Source organism: Streptosporangium heterodermiicola (assembly GCF_051390675.1).
Taxonomy (GTDB): Bacteria; Actinomycetota; Actinomycetes; order Streptosporangiales; family Streptosporangiaceae; genus Streptosporangium.
Genome location: NZ_JBPJSR010000040.1, coordinates 24,402 through 41,902, shown reverse-complemented (window position 1 = coordinate 41,902; position 17,501 = coordinate 24,402). Strand labels below are relative to the sequence as shown.

The 17,501-nt window shown below is 74.2% G+C and carries 2 protein-coding genes; both read left to right on the top strand.

Annotation, left to right across the window (positions count from 1 at the left end; all coding sequences use genetic code 11):
• The first annotated feature begins 100 nt into the window (after positions 1 to 100).
• Positions 101 to 6,487 carry a type I polyketide synthase gene (locus ACSC1Q_RS41165; RefSeq protein ID WP_436764178.1) on the top strand — a complete coding sequence of 2,129 codons (6,387 nt, stop codon included), beginning with the start codon at positions 101 to 103 and terminating at the stop codon, positions 6,485 to 6,487.
• A gap of 33 nt (positions 6,488 to 6,520) precedes the next feature.
• The gene (locus ACSC1Q_RS41160; RefSeq protein WP_436764177.1) at positions 6,521 to 17,500 is read left to right on the top strand and encodes a type I polyketide synthase; all 10,980 of its coding nucleotides are present in this window, start codon (positions 6,521 to 6,523) and stop codon (positions 17,498 to 17,500) included.
• Position 17,501 lies beyond the last annotated feature (1 nt).

Genomic DNA, 17,501 nt, shown 5'->3' with positions numbered 1-17,501 from the left:
CGCCTCGGGTGAGGCGCAGGTCGCGGTACGCGCCGGTGCGGTGTGGATACCGCGTCTGGTGCGTACGGCGGTGGCGCCGGCCGAGGAGGATCGTGTTCCGGTGTTCAGGCCGGAGGGCACGGTGCTGGTCACCGGTGGCACGGGTGGCCTGGGCGCGCTGGTGGCCAGGCATCTGGCCGCCACCTACCAGGTCGAACACCTGCTGCTGGCCAGCAGGCGCGGCGAGCAGGCGCCGGGAGTCACCGACCTGGTGGCGGAGCTGACCGAGCTGGGCGCCACGGTCGAGGTCGCGGCCTGCGACGTCGGTGACCGGGACGCGCTGGCGCAGCTGATCGCGGGTATCCCGGCGGAGTATCCGCTCAGGGGTGTGGTGCACGCGGCCGGGGTCCTGGACGACGGTGTGATCACCGCGCTCACCCCCGAGCGGCTGGATGGGGTCATGCGGCCCAAGGCGGATGCCGCCTGGCACCTGCACGAGCTCACCCAACACCTCGACCTGTCGGCGTTCGTGCTGTTCTCCTCGATGGCCGGGGTGCTGGGTGGTCCCGGGCAGGGCAACTACGCCGCCGCCAACGCCTTCCTCGACGCCCTGGCCGAACACCGCAGATCACGGGGCCTGGCGGCAACCTCGCTCGCCTGGGGCCTGTGGCGCGAGGGCGGGCTGGCCGACCTGGACGAGGCCGACCTGCGGCGCCTCGCGCGCTCCGGCGTCGACCCGCTCACCACCGAGGACGGCCTCACCCTCCTCGACGCCGCACTCGGCACGGGACGGGCCACGCTGCTCCCGGCCCAGCTCAACTTCAAGATCCTCAGCGGTCACGCGGACTCGCTGCCACCGCTGCTGCGCGGCCTGGTGTCCGCCCCCGCCAGGCGGGTGGTCACGGCGGCCTCGGAGGCGGCGGCCACCCTGAAGCAGCAGCTGGCGAGCCTGCCTCCGGCAGGGCAGCGGGCCGTGCTGGAGGACCTGGTACGCGACCAGCTGGCCGTGGTCCTCGGATTCGCCGACGCGTCCGCGCTCGACGACGGCGTCTCCTTCCAGGAGCTCGGCTTCGACTCGCTGATGGCGGTGGAGTTCCGTAACCGGCTCGGCCAGGTCACCGGAATGCGGCTGCCGGCCACGCTCATCTTCGACTATCCGACCCAGGCGGCGCTCGTCCCGTTCCTGTCCGGCGAGCTGCTCGGCAAGCGGGAGGTCGCGGTCACCTCGCGGGTCCCGGCCGGGGACGACGAGCCGATCGCGATCGTCGGCATGGCCTGCCGCTACCCCGGCGGGGTCGAGTCGCCCGAGGACATGTGGCGGCTCGTGGCGCGGGCGGGCGACGCGGTGGGCGAGTTCCCCACCGATCGCGGATGGGACCTGGACAAGCTGTACGACCCGGAGCCCGGCAACCGTGGCACTTCCTACACCAGGCACGGCGGCTTCCTGTACGACGCCGCCGAGTTCGACCCCGGGTTCTTCGGGATCTCGCCGCGCGAGGCGTTGGCGATGGACCCGCAGCAGCGACTGCTGCTGGAGAGCTCCTGGCAGGCGATCGAGCGCGCGGGGATCGACCCGCACGGGCTGCGCGGCAGCCGGACGGGCGTGTTCGCCGGGGTGATGTACCACGACTACGCGAACCAGCTCTCCTCCGTACCGGAGGAGCTGGAGGGCCTGATCGGCACCGGCAACTCGGGCAGCGTCGCCTCGGGCCGGGTGTCGTACACCTTCGGGTTCGAGGGACCGGCGATGACCGTGGACACGGCGTGCTCGTCGTCGCTGGTCGCGCTGCACCTGGCGGCGCAGGCACTGCGCTCGGGTGACTGCGATCTGGCTCTGGCGGGCGGGGTGACGGTGATGGCCACCCCGTGGACGTTCATCGAGTTCGCCCGGCAGCGCAACCTGTCGCCTGACGGCCGCTGCCGGGCGTTCGCCCAGGCGGAGGGCGGCGTCGGCCTCTCGGAGGGCGTGGGCATGCTGCTCGTCGAGCGGCTGTCGGACGCGCGGCGCAACGGTCACCAGGTCCTCGCGGTCCTGCGGGGCAGCGCGGTCAACCAGGACGGCGCGAGCAACGGCCTGACCGCCCCGAACGGTCCCTCGCAGCAGCGGGTGATCCGGCAGGCGCTGGCCAACGCCGGTTTGTCGAGCGCGGACGTGGACGTGGTCGAGGCGCACGGCACCGGGACCGTCCTGGGCGACCCGATCGAGGCACAGGCCATCCTCGCCACGTACGGCCAGGACCGTCCCGAGGACCGGCCGCTCTGGCTCGGCTCGATCAAGTCGAACATCGGTCACGCGCAGGCCGCCGCCGGTGTGGCCGGTGTGATCAAGATGGTGATGGCGCTGCGCAACGGTGTCATGCCGCAGACCCTGCACGCCGAGGAGCGGTCGGAGCACATCGACTGGTCGGCGGGCGCGGTGGAGCTGCTGACCGAGGCCCGTCCCTGGGAGCCGGAGAACGGCCCCCGCCGGGCGGCGGTCTCGTCCTTCGGGATCAGTGGCACGAACGCGCACGTCGTCCTGGAGGAGTCTCCGGCCGAACCGGACGGTGAGCCGGGCGAGGTCCTGCCCGCCGTCCCGTGGCTGCTCTCCGGGAAGTCGGTGGCGGCGCTGCGGGCACAGGCGCGGCACCTCAGGTCCTGGATGCTGGCGCGGCCGGAGCTGGACGTGGCGGATGTCGGCTGGTCGCTGGCGACGGGCCGGGCGCTGCTGGAGCAGCGCGCGGCGGTGGTCGGCGCCGACCGTACCGGACTGCTGGAGGCGCTGTCGGCACTGGCCGAGGGCGAGCCGGGCGAGCCGGTGGTCGAGTCCGGTCCGGTACGCGGGCGAGCCAGGCTGGCGATGCTGTTCGCGGGTCAGGGCAGTCAGCGGGTGGGGATGGGCCGTGAGCTGGCGGCGGCGTTCCCGGTGTTCGCCGAGGCTTTGGACGAGGTCTGCGCGCTGCTGCCGCACCCCGTACGCCAGGTGATGTTCTCCGACCCTGACGGTGTGCTGGCCGAGACGGGCATGACCCAGCCGGCCCTCTTCGCCTTCGAGGTGGCCCTGTACCGGCTGCTGGCTTCGCTGGGGGTGACCCCGGATGTGCTGGTGGGTCACTCGGTGGGGGAGATCGCGGCTGCTCACGTGGCGGGGGTGCTCTCGTTGCCTGACGCGTGTGCTCTGGTCACGGCGCGGGCGCGGTTGATGCAGGGGCTTCCGGAGGGTGGGGCGATGCTGGCCATCGCCGCCCCCGAAGCGGGCATCCTTCCCCTCCTGGAAGGCCGCCAGGATGTCGGCATCGCTGCCGTCAACGGGCCGGAAGCCGTGGTGATCTCCGGTAGCGAGAGCGCGGTGGAGGAGATCGCCGCCCTGGTGAGCGCGCGGACGCGCAGGCTGCGGGTCTCGCACGCGTTCCACTCGCCGTTGATGGAGCCGATGCTGGCGGAGTTCGAGCAGATCGTCTCCGCACTCACCTTCGCCGAGCCGAGTATCCCGGTCGTCTCCAATGTGACGGGCCGTCCCGCCGAGCCGGGGTTGTTGACCGACCCGGCGTACTGGGTGCGGCATGTGCGGGAGGCGGTGCGGTTCGCCGACGGGGTGGCCGCCTGTCAGGCGAACGTGTTCGTGGAGATCGGGCCGGACACCACGCTGACCGCGCTGGCTCAGCAGAGTGTCGAGGACGGTGTGTTCGTCTCGACCGCCCGTAAGGACAGGGATGAGGCTCGGACGCTGGTCAGGGCTCTGGGGCAGTTGCAGGTTCGTGGGGTCGCGGTTGATTGGGAGGCGTTCTTCGCTCCGGCTCGGCCGGCGCGGGTGGATCTGCCGACGTATGCCTTCCAGCGGGAGCGGTTCTGGGTGGCGGCGCAGGCCGAGGCCGGGGACATGGACGCGGCCGGGCTGGAGGGGGTCGATCACCCGCTGCTGAGCGCGGTGACGGAGGTCGCCGGTGGTGAGTCGGTGGTCTTCAGTGGTCGTCTGTCGGTGGCCGCGCAGCCGTGGTTGGCCGATCACGTGGTCAACGGGACGGTGATCGTGCCGGGGACGGCGTTGGTGGAGCTGGCCGGTCGCGCGGGTGAGGAGTTGGGGTGCCCGCTGGTGCGGGAGTTGACGTTGCAGGCCCCGTTGGTGCTGGCCGAGGACGGTGGCGTGCGGGTGCAGGTGGTGGTCGGCGCGTTGCAGGAGTCGGGTGGGCGGCCGGTGGCGATTCACTCGCGAGCCCACGATGTCCAGGACTGGAGTCTGCACGCGCAAGGCGAGCTGGCCGAACAGAGCACAGAGCCGGGCTTTGAGGTGGCGGTGTGGCCTCCGGCTGATGCGGTGGGGGTCGCGGTCGAGGACTTGTATGAGCGGCTGGCGGAGATCGGCCTGGAGTACGGGCCGACCTTCCAGGGGTTGGCGCGGGCGTGGGTGCGTCCCGGTGAGGTGCTGGCCGAGATCGTGTTGCCTGAGCAGGCGCATGGGGACGCGGCGCGTTTCGGGGTGCATCCGGCGTTGCTGGACGCGGCGTTGCACGCCAGCGCGCTGGGTGATCTGTTGCCCGCTCCGGAGCCGGGTCGGCCGTATCTGCCGTTCGCCTGGAATGGGGTGTCGGTCCACGCGGTCGGCGCCACCACCCTGCGCGTCAGAGCGACGAGAAACGCCACCGCCAACGTCGGCAGTGTCGGCCTCACGCTGAACATCGCCGACGGCAGCGGCGTGCCCGTGGCCGACATCGAGGCGCTCACGCTTCGGGCCCTGTCCACGGCCGGGCTGGGCAACACCGCGGGCCAGAACATGTACCGGCTGGAGTGGAGCGCGGCTCCGGCCGTCTCCGCCGCCGCGGAGACGCCCGGGTGGGTGGTGGCCGAATCGCGGGCCGAATCACCAGCCGGTTCGCCGACCGACTCGCTGGCCGACTCGCTGACCGGTGAGATCCCGGAGTGCGTGCTGGTCGAGGTCCAGGCCGGGGTGCACCAGGCGCTGGGCCTGGTACGGGAGTGGCTGGCCGGGGAGCGGTTCGCCTCCTCGCGGCTGGTGCTCGTGACGCGGGGCGCGGTGGCGGTCGCCGAGGTCGAGGACGTGGATCCGGCACAGGCCGCGGTGTGGGGCCTGGTGCGGGCGGCGCAGGCGGAACAGCCAGGCCGGTTCGCGCTGCTGGACGTGGAGGCCGGGCCGCTGGACCCGAGAACGGTCGACCAGGCGCTCGCCTCCGGCGAGGCGCAGATCGCGGTGCGGGCGGGCGCGCTGTGGTCGCCTCGCCTGGCCCGCGCGGCCGTACCGGAGTACGAGCGCCTGGACTTCGGCCCGGAGTCGACGGTGCTGGTCACCGGCGGCACCGGCGGCCTGGGCGCGCTGGTGGCCAAGCATCTGGCCGCCACCTACCAGGTCAAACACCTGCTGCTGGCCAGCCGGCGCGGCGAGCAGGCCCCCGGCGTCACCGACCTGGTCGCCGAGCTGACCGAGCTGGGCGCCACGGTCACGGTCGCGGCCTGCGACGTCGGCGACCGGGACACGCTGGCCGAGCTGATCGCGGCCATCCCCGTCCAGCACCCGCTGAGCGGCGTGGTGCACGCGGCCGGGGTCCTGGACGACGGCGTGATCACCGCGCTCACCCCCGAAAGGCTGGACCGGGTCATGCGGCCCAAGGCCGACGCGGCCCGGCACCTGCACGAGCTCACCCAGCACCTCGACCTGTCCGCGTTCGTCCTCTTCTCCTCCCTCTCCGGGGTGCTCGGCGGCGCCGGTCAGAGCAACTACGCCGCGGCCAACGCCTTCCTCGACGCCCTGGCCGAGCACCGCAGGTCACAGGGCCTGGCGGGCACCTCGCTGGCCTGGGGCCTGTGGGAGAGCGGGGGCATGGCGGACGACCTCACCGAGGCCGACATACGCCGCATGGAGCGGATGGGCCTGAAGCCGCTGCCGGTGGCGGACGGGCTGGCCCTGTTCGACGCCGGTCTGAGTCACGACCTTCCGGCGCTGATCGCCGCCCGGTTCGTGCAGGCCAGGACCACGGCCCGTACGGCACTGCCCAGGGCGGGTGCCATGCACGGGCTCACCGACCGGCTCGCCGCGATGGAGCCCGCGGAGCGCCAGGCGGCGCTCTCGGACCTCGTCCGAGGCCAGGCGGCGATGGTCCTCGGCTTCACCGACGCCTCGGCGATCGAGCCCCAGCGCCAGTTCCAGGACCTCGGCTTCGACTCCCTCACGGCGGTCGAGTTCCGGAACAGGCTCAGCGCCGTCACCGGGCTCCGGCTGCCGGCCACGCTGGTCTTCGACTATCCCACCTCGATCGAGCTGATCGAGTATCTGGTGGACCACTTCGACGGGGCGGAGGACGAGGAGGCGCAGATCCTGCGGCTCTTCGCCGAGATCGAGAAGATCGAGAGCACCGTGACCGGGCTGGCGGAGGAGAGCGTCGCCCGCAACCGGCTGGTCGCCCGTCTCAAGGACTTCCTGACGGGCCTCAACGGCTCCGGCGCGGCCGACCACTTCGAGACGGCCACCGACGACGAGATGTTCGCCTTCATCGACAACGAGCTTGAAGTCTCCTGACCTGTGCGCTTCTGCTGAGAAGGAATACCCGAGATGGCAAACGAGGACAAGCTCAGGGACTACCTGAAGCGGGTTACGGCCGACCTCCAGCAAACCCGTCGGCAGCTGCACGAGATCGAGGGCCGCGACCGCGAGCCCATCGCGATCGTCGGCATGAGCTGCCGCTACCCGGGCGGGGCCACCTCGCCCGAGGAGCTGTGGCGGCTCGTCGCCGAGGGCGGTGACGGGATCTCCGAGTTCCCCGCCGACCGTGGCTGGCGCGAGGACCTCTACCACCCCGACCCGGACAACCCGGGCACGACCACCTCACGGCACGGCGGCTTCCTCTACGACGCCGCCGAGTTCGACGCGGGATTCTTCTCCATCTCCCCGCGCGAGGCCATCGGGACCGACCCGCAGCAGCGGCTGTTCCTGGAGACGTGCTGGGAGACCTTCGAGAACGCGGGCATCGACCCGGTGTCGGTCCGCGGCAGCCGTACCGGGGTCTACGCCGGGGTCATGTACCACGACTACTTCCGCGCGGAGGCGCTCGGCAGCGTCACCTCGGGCCGGGTCGCCTACGCCCTGGACCTGGAGGGCCCGGCCGTCTCCGTCGACACGGCGTGCTCCTCGTCGCTGGTCGCGCTGCACCTGGCGGTGCACGCCCTGCGCAGGGGCGAGTGCTCGCTGGCGCTCGCTGGAGGCGTCACGGTGATGGCGACCCCGAACACGTTCATCGAGTTCTCCCAGCAGCGGGGCCTGGCGAGTGACGGCAGGTGCAAGTCGTTCGCGAGCGCGGCGAACGGCACCGGCTGGGGCGAGGGCGTGGGCGTGCTGCTGCTCGAACGCCTCTCCGACGCCACGGCGAACGGGCACAACGTGCTCGCGGTCATCCGTGGCAGCGCGGTCAACCAGGACGGCGCCAGCAACGGCCTGTCGGCCCCGAACGGCCCCTCCCAGATCCGGGTGATCAGGGAGGCGCTGGCCGACGCCGGCCTGTCGCCCTCGCAGGTCGACGCGGTGGAGGGCCACGGGACCGGCACCACCCTGGGCGACCCGATCGAGGCGCAGGCGCTCCTCGCCGCGTACGGCCAGGACCGGGCTCCCGGCAGGCCGCTGTGGCTGGGCTCGCTGAAGTCGAACATCGGCCACACCCAGGCCGCCGCCGGGGTCGGCGGCGTCATCAAGATGGTGATGGCCCTGCGGAACGGCGTGCTGCCCAGGACGCTGCACGTGGACGAGCCGACCGAGCACGTGGACTGGTCGGCCGGCGCGGTGGAGCTGCTCACCGAGGCCCGCGCCTGGGAGCGTCACGACGCGCCGCGCCGGGCGGCCGTCTCGGCCTTCGGGTTCAGCGGCACCAACGCCCACATGATCATCGAGGAGACGCCCGTCCGGCCCGACGAGGCCGAGCCGGAGAGGCTGCCGCTCCCGCTGGTGCCGTGGTTGGTCTCCGCCAGGGACGAGCAGGCGCTCGCGGCGCAGGCCGGCCGGCTCCACACCTGGGCGGCCGCGCACGAGGACCTGCCGATCGAGGACGTCGGCTGGTCCCTGGCGGCCGGCCGGGCCGTACTGGACCAGCGCGCGGTGGTCGTCGGAGCGGACCGGGCCGAGCTCCTGGCCGGTCTCCAGGCCCTCGCGGAGAGCGCGCCCCTGCCGGGAACCGTCACGGGAAGCGGGACGGGCGGGCAGCTCGCCTTCCTGTTCGCGGGCCAGGGCAGCCAGCGGGTGGGCATGGGGGCGTCCCTCGCGGCGACGTTCCCGGTCTTCGCCGACGCGCTGGAGGAGGTCTGCAAGGTCCTGGACCCGATGCTGCCGCATCCCGTACGCGAGGCGATGTTCTCCGGTCCCGAGGAGGTGCTGGCCGAGACGGGCATGACCCAGCCCGCGCTGTTCGCCTTCGAGGTCGCCCTCTACCGGCTGCTCACCTCGCTCGGCGTCACCCCGGACGTGCTCGTCGGCCACTCGGTCGGGGAGATCGCCGCCGCCCACGTGGCCGGGGTGCTCTCGCTGCCCGACGCCTGCACGCTGGTCTCCGAGCGGGCCCGGCTGATGCAGGCGCTCCCGGCGGGCGGGGCGATGCTGGCGATCGCCGCCTCCGAGGCCGAGGTGCTGCCGCTGCTGGAGGGGCGTGACGTCGGCATCGCGGCGGTGAACGGCCCGGAGGCCGTGGTGATCTCCGGCGGCGAGGCCGCCGTGGAGGAGATCGCCGCCCTGGTGAGCGCCCGCACCCGGCGGCTGCGCGTCTCGCATGCCTTCCACTCGCCGCTGGTCGAGCCGATGCTGGACGAGTTCCGCGAGGTCGCCCGGTCGCTGACCTACCACGAGCCGGAGGTGCCGATCGTCTCCGACGTCACCGGCAGGCGCGCCCAGCCGGGACAGCTGACCGACCCCGCCTACTGGGTGGACCACGCACGGCAGGCCGTCCGCTTCTCCGACGCCGTCACCACCGCCCGCACAGGCGGCGCCACGGTGTTCGTCGAGATCGGCCCCGACGCCGTCCTGACCAGCCTGGCCAGGCAGATCCTCGACGGTGACGACGCCGTCGCCTTCGTGCCGACCGCGCGCAGGGACCGCGACGAGGCGCGAGCCCTCGTCGAGGCCCTCGGCCACCTGCACGGCAGGGGCGTCGCCGTCGGCTGGGACGCCTACTTCGCCGACGCCTGCCCCCGGCGCGTCGACCTGCCCACCTACGCCTTCCAGCGCAAGCGCTTCTGGTTCATGCGGGGAGGCGCCGCGCCCGAGCAGGCGGCCGACGCCGTCGACCCCGAGTTCTGGTCGGCCGTGGAGCGCGAGGACGTGGCCGCGCTCGCCGCGACGCTGAACATCGAGGACGGCTCGCCGCTCGCCGCCGTGCTGCCCGCGCTGTCGTCCTGGCGCCGGAGCAGGCGCGAGCAGGACGTGCTGGACTCGTGGCGCTACCACGTGACGTGGGAACCCGTCACCCTGCCGGACGCCAGGCCGTCCGCGCTGTCCGGCACCTGGCTGATCGCGGTCCCGGCGGCGCGCGCCGCCGACGCCTCGGTGCTCGCCGTCGCCGAGGCCCTCGAACGGCACGGGGCCAGGCCCGAGGTGGTCGGGCTGGGCGACGGTTCCGGCGGCGAGGCGCTGCCGTACGGCGACGATGCCCCCGTCGGCGTCCTCACCCTGTACTGCGACCTGCCCCGGACCCTCTCGCTGATCCAGGCCACGGATGGCCTGAACGTGCCGCTGTGGATCGGCACCGACGGCGGCGAGAGCGTGAGCCGCGTCGACTTCGTCCGCGACCCCGGGCAGGGCGCGGTGGCCGGGCTGGGCCGCGTCCTCGCCCTGGAGCACCCCGACCGGCCGGGCGGCACCGTCGACCTGCCGGAGACCCTCGACACGCGCGTCCTCAACCGCCTGGTGAGCGTGCTCGCCGGAGCCGGGGAGGAGGACCAGCTCGCCGTCCGCGCCTCCGGGACCTTCGCCAGGAGGCTGACCAGGGCGCCCAGGCGGCGGCCGGTCCCGGCCGAGCGCTGGCGGGCGCGCGGCACCGCCCTGATCACCGGCGGCACCGGCGGCCTGGGCGCGCACGTGGCGCGCGGGCTCGCCCGCGGCGGGGTCGAGCACCTGCTCCTCACCAGCAGGCGCGGCCCGGACGCCCCCGGCGTCACGGAACTCGTCGCCGAACTGGAGGAACTGGGCGCGCGGGTCACGGTCGCCAAGTGCGACGTGGCCGACCGCGCCGCGCTCGCCGCGCTGGTCGCCGAGGTCGAGGCGGGCGGCGACACCATCCGGTCGGTCTTCCACACCGCCGGGGTCCCGCACATCCAGCCGCTGCTCGACCTTCGCCCGGACGAGCTGGCCGAGGCCACCCGGGCCAAGATCACCGGCGCCGTCCATCTGGACGAGCTCTTCGCCGGACCGCTCGACGCCTTCGTGCTGTTCTCCTCCGGCGCCGGTGTCTGGGGCGGCTCCCACAACGGCGCCTACGCCGCGGGCAACGCGTTCCTCGACGCGCTCGCCACGCACCGCCGCTCCCGGGGCCTTCCCGGGACGGCGATCGCCTGGGGCTTCTGGGACGCGGCCGGTGGCGGGATGACCACGCTGCTCGGCGAGGACGACGCCCGCAGGAGCGGCGTCCGCTACATGGACCCGCTCACGGCCGTCGAGGGACTCTGGCAGGCGCTGGACGACGACGAGACCACCCTGGTGATCGCGGACATCGACTGGCCGCGTTTCGCCCCGCTCTTCACCATCGCCCGCCGCCGCCCGCTGCTGGAGGGCGTCCCCGAGGCCGTCGCGGTGCTCGAAACCGGCGGCGCGACCGGCGGCGAGGGTGCCGGAGAGGTGTCCGAGCTGGGCGCCCAGCTGGTCCGGCTCAGCCCGCAGGACCAGACCCGCCTCCTGGTGGCCCAGGTCCGCAAGGAGGTGGCCGGGGTGCTCGGCTACGCGGACCCGTCGGAGGTCGGCGTCGACCGGGCCTTCCGCGACCTCGGCTTCGACTCCGTCACGGCCGTCGAGCTGCGCGGCAGGCTCAACCTCGCCCTCGGCATCCGCCTGCCGGCCACCGTGGTCTTCGACTACCCGAACGTGAAGGCGCTCGCGGAGCTGGCCAGGACCGAGATCCTGGGCGTGCGGGGGGACGTCGTGACCGCCGGTGCGGTTCGCGGCGACGTGTCCGACGACCCGATCGTGATCGTCGGGATGAGCTGCCGCACCCCGGGCGGGGTGAACGGCCCCGACGACCTCTGGCGGCTCGTCGCCGAGGGCGGGGACGCCATCTCCCGGCTGCCCGGCAACCGGGGCTGGGACGTCGACGGGATCTACGACCCGAGCCCGGAGGCGGTCTTCGCCTCGTACACACAAGACGGCGGTTTCGTGCTCGGCGCGGGCGAGTTCGACCCCGAGTTCTTCGGGATCAGCCCGCGCGAGGCCCTCGCGATGGACCCGCAGCAGCGGCTGCTGCTCGAAGCCTCCTGGGAGGCGATCGAGCACGGCCGCATCGACCCCGGCTCGCTGCGCGGCAGCCGGACCGGCGTGTTCGTGGGCGCGGCCTACGAGGAGTACGGCCGCCACTCCGACCAGGTCCCGCTGGAGTCCATCGGGCACCTGGTCACCGGCACGCTGAGCAGCATCGCCTCCGGCCGCGTCGCGTACGCGATGGGGTTCGAGGGGCCCGCGGTCACGGTCGACACGGCGTGCTCGTCGTCGCTGGTGGCGCTGCACCTGGCGGTGCAGGCGCTGCGCAACGGCGACTGCGACCTCGCCCTGGCGGGCGGTGTCACGGTGATGTGCACCCCGCTCGGCTTCATCGGCTTCAGCCTGCAGGGCGCGCTCGCCAGGGACGGCCGGTGCAAGGCCTTCGCCGGCGCGGCGGACGGCTTCGGCCTGTCGGAGGGCGTCGGCATGCTCCTGGTCGAGCGGCTGTCGGACGCGCGCCGCAACGGCCACCCGGTCCTCGCGGTGGTGCGGGGGTCGGCGATCAACCAGGACGGCGCGAGCAACGGCCTCACCGCGCCGAACGGCCCCTCGCAGCAGCGGGTGATCCGCCAGGCGCTGGCGAACGCGGGCCTGTCGCCCGCGGACGTGGACGCGGTCGAGGCGCACGGCACGGGCACCACCCTCGGCGACCCGATCGAGGCGCAGGCGCTGCTCGCCACGTACGGCCAGGACCGGCCCGAGGACCGGCCGCTGTGGCTCGGCTCGGTGAAGTCGAACATCGGCCACACCCAGTCGGCGGCCGGGGTGGCCGGGGTCATCAAGATGGTGATGGCGATGCGGCACGGCGTGCTGCCGAAGACGCTGCACGTGGACGAGCCGAGCCCGCACGTGGACTGGTCGTCCGGCGGCGTGGAGCTGCTGACCGAGGCCGTCACCTGGCCGGACAGCGGGCGCGAGCGCCGCGCCGCCGTCTCGTCGTTCGGCATCAGCGGCACGAACGCGCACGTGGTGCTGGAGGAGGCCCCCGCCCACGACGCCCGGGAGGACGAGGCGGCGGAACTTCCGGCGCTGCCCGCGGTGCCGTGGGTGCTGTCGGGGCGGACCGCCCAGGCCCTGCGCGACCAGGCGGGACGGCTGGCGCGGGCGCTCGCCGGATCCGGGGCGCGCCCGGAGGACGTGGCCCACTCGCTCGCCGTCTCCAGGTCCGCGTTCGACCACCGCGCGGTGGTCGTGGGCACGGACCACGACGAGCTGCTCGCCGGGCTGCGCGGGCTCGCGGACGGCGCCGCCGTCAGCGGGGTGATCGAGGGCACGCCCGGCTCCGGCGGCAAGACGGTGTTCGTCTTCCCCGGTCAGGGGTCGCAGTGGCTCGGCATGGGTGTCGAGCTGCTGGACTCCTCGGCGGTGTTCGCGGCGCGGATGGCGGAGTGCGAGGTGGCGCTCTCGGAGTTCGTGGACTGGTCGCTGACCGGGGTGCTGCGGGCCGAGGAGGGCCAGCCGGGCTTCGACCGGGTGGACGTGGTCCAGCCGGTGCTGTGGGCGATGATGGTCTCGCTCGCCCAGCTGTGGCAGTCGCTCGGCGTCACACCGGCGGCGGTGGTGGGTCACTCCCAGGGTGAGATCGCCGCCGCGGTGGTGGCGGGCGCGCTGTCCCTGGAGGACGGCGCCCGGGTGGTGGCGCTGCGCAGCCGGGCGATCGTGGCACTGGCCGGCCGGGGCGGGATGGTCTCCGTCGCGCTGCCGTCGGCCGAGGTGGCCGGGCGGCTGGGCCGCTGGGACGGCCGGGTGTCGATCGCCGCGATCAACGGCCCGGCCGCCACGGTCGTCTCCGGTGACGTGGACGCGCTGGAGGAGCTGCTCGCCGACTGCGAGGCGGCCGGGGTGCGGGCCAAGCGGATCGAGGTCGACTACGCCTCGCACTCCGCGCACGTCACCGCGATCGAGGACGAGCTCGCCACGCTGCTGGCGCCGGTCGCGTCGCGTACCGGCCACACCCCGTTCTTCTCCACCGTGACCGCCGGCTGGATCGACGGCGCCGAGCTCGACGCCGGGTACTGGTACACCAACCTGCGCCGTCCGGTCCAGCTGGAGCCGTCGGTGCGCGCGCTGATGGAGCAGGGTCACGGCGTCTTCGTGGAGTGCAGCGCCCACCCCGTGCTGACCATGGCCGTCCAGGAGACCGCGGACGCGGCCGACCACGACGTCACGGCCATCGGCACCCTGCGGCGCGAAGAGGGCGGCCAGCGCCGGATGTGGTCCAGCGCGGCCGAGCTGTGGGCGCGCGGCGGCGACGTCGACTGGGAGCGGGCCGTCGCCCCCGCCCGGCCCAGCGTCGTCGACCTGCCCACCTACGCCTTCCAGCACCAGCACTACTGGCTGGAGGAGCGCACCTCCCAGCCCGGCGACGTCGGCGCCGCGGGCCTGGGCGCGGCCGGGCACCCCCTGCTCGGCGCGGCCGTGTCGCTCGCCGGAGCGGAGGGAGTCCTGCTCACCGGCAGGCTCTCGCTGAGGACACACCCGTGGCTCGCCGACCACGCGGTCAACGGGCAGGCGATCCTGCCGGGAACCTCCTTCGTCGAGCTCGCGCTGCGCGCCGGTGACGAGGTCGGCTGCGACCTCGTCGACGAGCTCACCATCCAGGCGCCGCTCACCCTGCCGGAGCGGGGCGCGGTCCAGTTGCAGCTCTCCGTCGGCGCGCCCGACGACGAGGGACGGCGCACGCTCGCCGTCCACGCGCGGCCCGACCGGGGGCTGTCCGACGACCCGTGGACCTGCCACGCCGTCGGCGTCCTCGCGACCGGCGCCGCCCGGCGGCCGGTCCAGGACACCGCGACCTGGCCGCCCGAGGGCGCCGAGGCCGTCGACGTGTCCGGCATGTACGGCTGGCTGGCCGAGGCAGGTCTCGGCTACGGCCCGACCTTCCAGGGACTGCACGCCGTCTGGCGGCGCGGCGAGGAGGTCTTCGCCGAGGTCGCCCTGCCGGAGGGCACGGACACCGGCGGGTTCGGCCTGCACCCCGCGCTCCTCGACGCGGCGCTGCACTCCGTCGCGCTGCACCCGACCGGCGCGCAGGCCGGGCCGCAGATGCCGTTCGCCTGGACCGGCGTGCGGCTGCACGCCACCGGGGCCACCTCGATCCGGGCCCGGCTGTCGATCCCGGAGGCCGGGCGCGTGGCGCTCACCGTCACCGACCAGGCGGGCGCCCCGGTCGCCGACGTGGCGGCCCTGCTGCTGCGCCCGCTGCCCGCCGCGAGCACCGCCCCGGCCGCCGGTACGGCACGCGACTCGCTCTACGCCCTCGACTGGGCGCCCGTCCCGGCCGGAGAGGCACCGGCCGGGCAGCGGTGGGCCGCCGTCGGCGACGCGACCGGCCTGTCCAGGGCCGGGATCGACGCCGCGCGATACGACAGCCTGGCCGCGCTCCTCGCGACGGAACAGGTGCCCGACCTGGTGTGCGTGTCGCTGGACGGCGGACCGGCGGGCCCGCTCGCCGGGGTCGTCGCCGACCGCACCCGCGAGGTGCTCGACCTGCTGCGGACCTGGCTGGCCGAGGAGCGCTTCCCGTCCTCGCGGCTCGTCCTCGTCACCCACGGCGCGGTCGCCGCGACCGGCCACGACGAGGTCGCGGACCTGCGCAACGCCGCAGTCTGGGGACTGGCCAGGTCGGCGCAGTCGGAGAACCCGGACCGGCTGATCCTGCTCGACCTGGACGGGCACCCGGACTCCTACCGGGCGCTGCCCGCCGTACTGGCCGGTGGGGAGATCCAGCTCGCGCTCCGCGAGGGGACGGCGTACACGCCCAGGCTGGCCCGCGCCGGATCCGGGCGCGGCGACGCGCTGGTCCCGCCCGCCGGGACCGCGAACTGGCGGCTGGACGTGACCGGCCGGGGCACGGTCGACAACCTGGCGCTGCTGCCCTCGGACAACCCGCCCCTGGCCCCCGGCCAGGTGAGGATCGCCACCCGGGCGATGGGGCTGAACTTCCGCGACGTGCTGATAGCCCTGGACATGTACCCCGGCGACGCCCCCATGGGCGGCGAGGGCGCGGGCGTCGTCACCGAGGTCGCCGACGACGTCACCACGCTCGCGGTCGGCGACCGGGTGATGGGCATCGTCGACGGCTTCGCCCGGCTCGCCGTCACCGACCACCGGCTGCTCGCCCGGATCCCCGACGGGTGGACGTTCGCCGAGGCGGCGTCCGTGCCGATCGCCTTCGTCACCGCCTACCACGCGCTCGTGGACCTGGCCGATCTCCGCGCCGGAGAGTCGCTGCTGGTGCACGCCGCCGCCGGCGGCGTCGGGACGGCCGCCGTGCAGCTCGCCCACCACCTGGGGGCCGAGGTCTACGGCACCGCGAGCGAGGGCAAGTGGGACGCGGTGCACGCGCTGGGCGTGCCCCGCGAGCGGATCGCCTCCTCGCGGACGCTGGAGTTCGCGCGGACCTTCGGCGCCGGGGTGGACGTGGTCCTCAACTCCCTCGCCGGGGAGTTCGTCGACGCCTCGCTCGGGCTGCTGCGGCCCGGCGGGCGGTTCGTCGAGATGGGCAAGACGGACGTGCGGGACCCGGCCGCGATGCTCCCCGCCCGCTACCAGGACTTCGACCTCACCCGGCTCGACACCGCGCGCACCGGCGAGATCCTCGCCACGGTCGTCGCGCTGTTCGCGGAGGACGCGCTCCGGCTGCCGCCGATCCGCGACTGGGACGTCCGCCGGGCCGGCGACGCGTTCCGGCACGTCGCCCAGGCCCGCCACATCGGCAAGGTCGTGCTGACCACGCCCGCCGAGCTCGACGGCGAGGGCACCGTGCTCGTCGTCGGCGGCACCGGCGCGCTCGGCGCGCTCGCGGCGAGGCGGCTGGTCACCGGGCACGGCGTGCGGCACCTGGTCCTGGCCGGACGCCGTGGCCCCGAGGCCGACGGCGCCGCCGCGCTGGAGGAGGAGCTGACCGGGCTGGGCGCCACCGTGCGGATCGTCGCGTGCGACGCGGCCGACCGGGACGCCCTGGCGGCGCTGCTCGCGGACATCCCGGCCGAGCACCCGCTGACCGGCGTGTTCAGCACGGCGGGCGTGCTGGACGACGGGATGATCTCCTCGCTCACCCCGGAACGCGTCGAGGCCGTGCTGCGGCCGAAGGTCAACGCGGCCGTCAACCTGCACGAGCTCACCGCCGGGCTCGACCTGGCGCGGTTCGTGCTGTACTCGGGCGCGGCCGGTGTGTTCGGCAGCCCCGGCCAGGGCAACTACGCGGCGGCCAACGCCTTCCTGGACGCGCTCGCCCAGCACCGCCGGGCACGCGGGCAGGCGGCGACGTCGCTGGCCTGGGGCCTGTGGTCGCCGCGAAGCGGCAGCGGGATGACCGGCCACCTGGACGAGGCCGACATCGGCCGGCTGAACAGGTCCGGGATGGGCGCGCTCGACCTGGACCAGGGCCTCGACCTGTTCGACCTGGCCCTGGGCGCGGACCAGGCGGCACTCGTACCCATGCGGCTCGACCTCGCCACGCTGCGCGCGGGCGCGGCGGCCGGCTTCGGGCACCCGCTGCTGCGCGGCCTGGTGCGGACCACGGCCCGCCGCGTCGTGACGGCCGAGTCGCAGGAGACCGAGTCACTCACCGACCGGCTGGCGGCCCTCCCCGAGGCCGACCGGACGCCGATGCTGCTGGACCTGGTACGGAGCCACGTGGCCGCGGTGCTCGGCTTCGCCGGGTCCGAGACCGTGGAGCCCGGCCGGGCGTTCAAGGAGATCGGCTTCGACTCGCTGACCGCGGTGGAACTGCGCAACCGCCTCAGGACCGCCACCGGGCTGCGGCTCCCCGCCTCCCTGGTCTTCGACTATCCCAACCCCGCCGCGCTGGCCGGGCACCTGCTGGAGGAGATCGCGCCACCGGCGCACAGCGCGGACCGGCAGATCCTGGCCGAGCTCGACCGCATCGAGGCCAGGCTGGCCGTCGTCGCGGCCGGGTGCGAGACCTCCGAGGACATCACGGCCCGGCTGGAGCAGCTGCTCTTCTCCTGGAAGGAGAGGCGCCCGGACTCCGGACCGGCCGAGGAGGACGTGGCCGGCCGGCTGGCCGACGCGACGGCGGACGAGATTCTCAACTTCATCGACAACGAGCTCGGCATCTCCTGAG

Excerpts from the sequence above, each read along its gene's own strand:
- ACSC1Q_RS41160 (WP_436764177.1), top strand. The coding sequence starts at position 6,521 with ATGGCAAACGAGGACAAGCTCAGGGACTACCTGAAGCGGGTTACGGCC.